This window comes from Pseudomonas sp. 05T35 (genome assembly GCF_056396605.1).
Genome location: NZ_JBFTLU010000362.1, coordinates 1 through 4,678 on the forward strand (window position 1 = coordinate 1; position 4,678 = coordinate 4,678).

Annotated in this window: 3 protein-coding genes and 1 pseudogene; 3 read left to right on the forward strand and 1 reads right to left on the reverse strand. The window is 56.9% G+C overall.

Annotated elements, in window-relative coordinates; all coding sequences use genetic code 11:
* Nucleotides 1-122, reverse strand: a pseudogene (locus AC1DH9_RS22710) (tRNA (adenosine(37)-N6)-threonylcarbamoyltransferase complex transferase subunit TsaD); the annotation flags it as partial.
* A 199-nt stretch (nt 123-321) separates the two neighbouring features.
* Here AC1DH9_RS22710 and rpsU point away from each other — a divergent pair.
* From rpsU to rpoD, 3 genes are all read left to right on the forward strand, one after another.
* Nucleotides 322-537: a 30S ribosomal protein S21 gene (rpsU, locus tag AC1DH9_RS22715; protein ID WP_002551877.1), complete on the forward strand. Its 216-nt coding sequence runs from the start codon at nt 322-324 to the stop codon at nt 535-537.
* Nucleotides 538-1,026: 489 nt separating this feature from the next.
* Nucleotides 1,027-2,988 (forward strand): DNA primase, encoded by a 1,962-nt coding sequence (dnaG, locus tag AC1DH9_RS22720; protein ID WP_427545655.1) that lies wholly within the window; start codon nt 1,027-1,029, stop codon nt 2,986-2,988.
* 67 nt (nt 2,989-3,055) lie between these two features.
* Nucleotides 3,056-4,678, forward strand: a 1,623-nt coding sequence (gene rpoD, locus AC1DH9_RS22725; RefSeq protein ID WP_477808822.1) for an RNA polymerase sigma factor RpoD, incomplete at its 3' end; no start/stop codon positions are given.

The following is a 4,678-nucleotide window of genomic DNA, read 5'->3' on the forward strand; positions in this document are numbered from 1 at the left end:
CCACCATAGGCGCGATGCAGGTCGATCTGGCTGAACAGTGCATCGGCCAGCAGGCCTTTTTCACTGTCGTAAAGTGCGACGCCGGTTTCGTCGCAGGAGGTTTCTAATCCCAGTACTAGCATGGGTTTGCGCCTTGTTTAGGCTAAATTCGAAGGCGCGCATAATAGTCGCCACGTGATGCCCCGACCAGCGGTTTTCGATCAGAGGCTTTGCATTCCGAGCGATGAGGGGTTAACATCCGCAACCCTTAAAAACCGACGTCTTCAAGTGCACTTTTGCCGCGAGGATGTTGACCCCGGTAATGAATGAAGGTAGCTCTGGATGCCAGCCGTCAAAGTTAAAGAGAACGAACCCTTCGACGTAGCTCTGCGTCGTTTCAAGCGCTCCTGCGAAAAAGCCGGTGTTCTGGCTGAAGTTCGTAGCCGCGAATTTTACGAGAAGCCGACTTCTGAGCGTAAGCGTAAAGCAGCAGCCGCTGTTAAGCGTCACGCCAAGAAAGTTCAGCGCGAACAGCGCCGCGCCGTTCGTCTGTACTAATACACAGACGTTCGTAGCAAGCTTCTGCCAAGCCCGGCCCTCAGCCGGGCTTATGGCATTTGCGGATATCGCTTGATGCTTCACCGTCAAAGCCGCAGACGCGACTGAGACAAACCTGCTTCACACGTCAGACCTGGCTCTTTTGCCAGCGGTGCACGTCTCTTCTGACGAGCCTTCCAAGGCTACTGACGAGCACAACCTTTTACTGATTCCTCTTACGACGATCAGCCCAAGGCACGATTTTGCGTGCCCACTTATGAGCTATCCGAGGCCTCCCTTTGGCCAATACGGACTCAGCGCAACACTTTCAAACAGTCGAATACCGATGAGCACTAACGTCAGCGGATTTTCGGCAGATACACTTCCCGACAGCGAATACGCAGACGATACCTGGTCGAGCCGCACATCCTCCGCGYCTCAGCATAATGACCAGCATCAGGCCGCCTTTCGCACGGGTTAGATTTTCAGCGCAGTGATGACGAGAACGCCATGGCCGGGCTAATTCCCCAGAGCTTTATTGACGACCTTCTGAACCGCACCGACATCGTCGATGTGGTCAGCTCGCGCTTGCAAATGAAAAAAGCCGGCAAGAACTACACCGCCTGCTGCCCGTTTCACAAAGAAAAAACCCCCTCCTTCAGCGTCAGCCCGGACAAACAGTTCTATTACTGCTTTGGCTGCGGCGCTGGTGGCAATGCCCTCGGCTTCATCATGGACCACGACAACCTGGATTTTCCCCAGGCTGTCGAAGAACTGGCCAAAGCCGCCGGCATGGAAATACCCCGCGAGGAAAGCGGTCGCCCGCATAAACCACGACAACCGACCGACTCGCCGCTCTACCCACTGCTGACCGCCGCTGCTGATTTCTACCGCCAGGCACTGAAAAGCCATCCGGCGCGAAAAGCAGCTGTCGACTACTTGAAGGGTCGCGGCCTGACCGGCGAGATCGCCCGCGATTTCGGCCTCGGCTTCGCGCCTCCAGGCTGGGACAACCTGTTCAAGCATCTGAGTAGCGACACCCTGCAACAAAAAGCCATGATCGACGCCGGCCTGCTGATCGAGAACGCCGAAACCGGCAAACGCTACGATCGCTTTCGCGACCGCGTGATGTTCCCGATTCGCGACAGCCGCGGGCGCATCATCGCGTTTGGCGGCCGAGTACTGGGCGACGACAAACCGAAATACCTGAACTCACCGGAAACCGCGGTATTTCATAAAGGCCAGGAACTCTACGGCCTGTATGAAGCACGCAAGAACAACCGCAATCTCGACGAGATCATCGTCGTCGAAGGCTACATGGACGTCATTGCCCTGGCCCAACAGGGCCTGCACAATGCCGTCGCCACACTCGGCACCGCCACCAGCGAAGAACACTTGAAGCGGCTGTTTCGCGTGGTGCCCAACGTGCTGTTCTGCTTCGACGGCGACCAGGCTGGCCGCAATGCCGCGTGGCGTGCCCTGGAGTCAACGCTTTCGAGCCTGCAAGACGGACGGCGTGCGCGCTTCCTGTTCCTGCCCGAAGGCGAAGACCCGGACACGCTGATCCGCTCCGAAGGCACTGACGCCTTTCGCGCGAGGATCAATCAACACGCCCAGCCATTGGCCGACTATTTCTTTCAGCAACTGACTGAGGAATCCGATCCGCGCTCGCTCGAAGGCAAGGCCCACATGGCCACCCTCGCCGCGCCGCTGATCGACAAAGTCCCGGGGGCCAACCTGCGCACCCTGATGCGCCAGCGCCTGACCGAAATTACCGGCCTGAACAGCGAAGCCGTCAGTCAGCTGGTGCACAGCGCACCGCAGGATGCACCTCCCGCCTACGACCCCGGCATCGATTACGACGCCATGCCGGACTATTCCGACTACCACCAACCGCAAGAGGCCTATGCACCTCAGCAGGAGTGGACGCCGAAAAAACCGGGCAGCGGCGGCAAGAAGTGGGATAACAAACCCTGGGACAAGAAAGGCAAACGCGATGAGCGGAGCCCACCCCGCATCCCGATTGCTGTCGAGGCCCCTACCTTGATTGCGTTGCGCACACTAATCCATCACCCGCAACTGGCCGGCAAAGTTGAAACCGCCGACCACTTCGCAAATGAAAGCAACACTTATGCGCAACTGCTAATAGCCCTGATCGAGGCTGTGCAAAAAAATCCTAAGCTAAACTCTATCCAGCTAATGGCCCGCTGGCATGGAACCGAGCAAGGACGCCTGCTTAAAGCACTCGCAGAAAAGGAGTGGTTAATTGAAGGCGACAACCTTGAACAACAGTTTTTAGACACCATTACTAGGTTATCAGCGGGTCAGCACACGCAGACTCTCGACGACCTCATCAAGAAAGCACGGCAGCCAGGATTGACTGCCGAGGAAGCGAATCAAATAGCAAATCAGATGCGCGACCTACTAAAACGGAATGTTTCCGCATCAAACCCGACCTCAAGTGGCGCGTGAGGTCATAGCTAAGGTATAATCCTCGGCTTGTTTTTTGCCCGCCAAGACCTTCAGTGGATAGGGTGTTATGTCCGGAAAAGCGCAACAGCAGTCTCGTATCAAAGAGTTGATCACCCTTGGTCGTGAGCAGGGTTACCTGACTTACGCGGAGGTCAACGACCACCTGCCGGAGGATATTTCAGATCCGGAACAGGTGGAAGACATCATCCGCATGATCAATGACATGGGGATCAACGTATTCGAGGTTGCGCCAGATAAGGATTCCCTTATGCTGGCCGACGCCGATACCGACGAAGCAGCCGCAGAAGAAGCGGCGGCAGCGTTGGCAGCGGTTGAGACCGACATTGGTCGCACTACCGACCCGGTGCGCATGTACATGCGCGAAATGGGTACCGTAGAGCTCCTCACACGTGAAGGCGAAATCGAAATCGCCAAACGTATTGAAGAGGGCATCCGTGAAGTGATGGGCGCAATTGCGCACTTCCCTGGCACGGTTGACCACATTCTCTCCGAATACACTCGCGTCACCACCGAAGGTGGCCGCCTGTCCGACGTCCTGAGCGGTTATATCGACCCGGACGACGGCATTGCGCCACCTGCTGCAGAAGTGCCGCCGCCTGTCGACCCGAAAGCCGTGAAAGCGGATGACGACACCGATGACGACGACGCTGAAGCCAGTGACGACGAAGAAGAAGCCGAAAGCGGTCCGGATCCGGTCATCGCTGCGCAGCGTTTTGGCGCAGTGGCCGATCAAGCGGAAATCACCCGCAAGGCGCTGAAAAAGTACGGTCGTGAAAACAAGCAGGCCATTGCCGAGATGTTGGCGCTGGCTGAGCTGTTCATGCCGATCAAACTGGTTCCGAAGCAATTCGAAGGCCTGGTTGAGCGTGTACGTAGCGCCCTGGATCGTCTGCGTCAGCAAGAGCGCGCGATCATGCAGCTTTGCGTTCGTGATGCACGTATGCCGCGTGCCGACTTCCTGCGCCAGTTCCCGGGCAACGAAGYTGACGAAAGCTGGACCGAAGCACTGGCCAAGGGCAAAAGCAAATACGCTGAAGCCATTGGTCGCCTGCAAGCCGACATCGTTCGCTGCCAGCAGAAGCTGACCGCACTTGAAGCCGAAACCGGCTTGAAGATTGCCGAGATCAAGGACATCAACCGTCGTATGTCGATCGGTGAGGCCAAAGCCCGCCGCGCGAAGAAAGAGATGGTCGAAGCCAACTTGCGTCTGGTGATCTCCATCGCCAAGAAGTACACCAACCGTGGCCTGCAATTCCTCGATCTGATCCAGGAAGGCAACATCGGTTTGATGAAAGCGGTAGACAAGTTCGAATACCGCCGCGGCTACAAATTCTCGACTTATGCTACCTGGTGGATCCGTCAGGCGATCACTCGCTCGATCGCCGACCAGGCCCGCACCATCCGTATTCCGGTGCACATGATCGAGACGATCAACAAGCTCAACCGCATTTCCCGCCAGATGTTGCAGGAAATGGGTCGCGAACCGACTCCGGAAGAGCTGGGCGAACGCATGGAAATGCCTGAGGACAAGATCCGCAAGGTATTGAAGATCGCTAAAGAGCCGATCTCCATGGAAACCCCGATCGGTGATGACGAAGACTCCCATCTGGGTGACTTCATCGAAGACTCGACCATGCAGTCGCCAATCGATGTTGCTACCGTTGAGAGC